Genomic DNA, 1,245 nt, shown 5'->3' with positions numbered 1-1,245 from the left:
TGGCCCGCCGTGACTGGGAAAATCCCGGCGTCACGCAGCTCAACCGCCTGGAGGCGCACCCGCCGTTTTGTAGCTGGCGCTCAGCGGATGATGCGCGCACCAATCAGCGATCAACTCAGTTACGCTCGCTAAATGGCAAGTGGCAGTTCGCCTGGTTTTCCGCGCCTGAGGCCGTGCCGGAAAGCTGGCTGACGAGCGATCTGCCACAGGCTGATACTATCAACGTCCCCTCTAACTGGCAGATGGACGGTTACGACTCGCCAATTTATACCAACGTCACCTACCCGATCCCGGTTAACCCCCCGTACGTTCCAGCGCAGAATCCGACAGGATGTTACTCGCTCACATTCAGTATCGAAGACGCGTGGTTAGATGAAGGTCAGACGCGCATTATTTTTGACGGGGTGAATTCCGCGTTTCATTTGTGGTGCAATGGTCGCTGGGTTGGCTACGGTCAGGACAGCCGCCTGCCGTCTGAATTCGATCTTAGCGATTATCTGCTGCCAGGAGAAAACCGCCTGGCAGTGATGGTGCTGCGCTGGAGCGACGGCAGTTATCTGGAAGACCAGGACATGTGGCGCATGAGCGGGATCTTTCGCGATGTATCTTTGCTGCATAAGCCCACTACGCAAATCCGCGACCTGCGCATTAACACCCGTTTTAACGACGATTTCAGCCGCGCCACGCTGGAAACAGAAGTCAGAGTGGCGGGCAACGAGTGCGAAGATTTACGCGTCACCCTGCAATTGTGGGACGGTGAAACGCTCACTCACGAAACGACTTCCCCGCTCGGCAGCGAAATTATTGATGAACGCGGCGCTTATCATGATCGTGTTACCCTGCGTCTGAACGTCGAAAACCCGGCGCTGTGGAGTGCCGAAACGCCTAATCTGTACCGCGCTGTGGTCCAGTTACGTACCGCTGACGGAGCGCTGATTGAAGCGGAAGCCTGTGATGTCGGCTTTCGTCAGGTTCGTATTGAAAACGGCCTGCTGTTACTCAACGGTAAGCCGCTGTTGATTCGCGGCACCAACCGTCATGAGCACCATCCGGTCAACGGTCAGGTGATGGACGAGGCGACGATGGTGCAGGATATTCTGCTGATGAAGCAGAATAACTTTAACGCCGTGCGCTGCTCCCATTACCCGAACCATCCATTGTGGTACACCCTGTGCGATCGCTACGGCCTGTATGTGGTCGACGAAGCCAACATTGAAACCCACGGCATGGTGCCGATGAATCGCC

Annotated in this window: 1 protein-coding gene; it reads left to right on the top strand. The window is 56.2% G+C overall.

The window, feature by feature from the left end; all coding sequences use genetic code 11:
* On the top strand, positions 1-1,245 hold a 1,245-nt coding region (locus tag FDW87_RS21600; protein WP_305764064.1), incomplete at both ends, for a sugar-binding domain-containing protein.

The sequence above is a fragment of the Citrobacter sp. wls826 genome, assembly GCF_005281245.1.
Classification (GTDB): domain Bacteria; phylum Pseudomonadota; class Gammaproteobacteria; order Enterobacterales; family Enterobacteriaceae; genus Citrobacter; species Citrobacter braakii.
The sequence above is the reverse complement of the archived record's forward strand: the minus strand, read 5'-3'. Positions and strand labels throughout refer to the sequence as shown.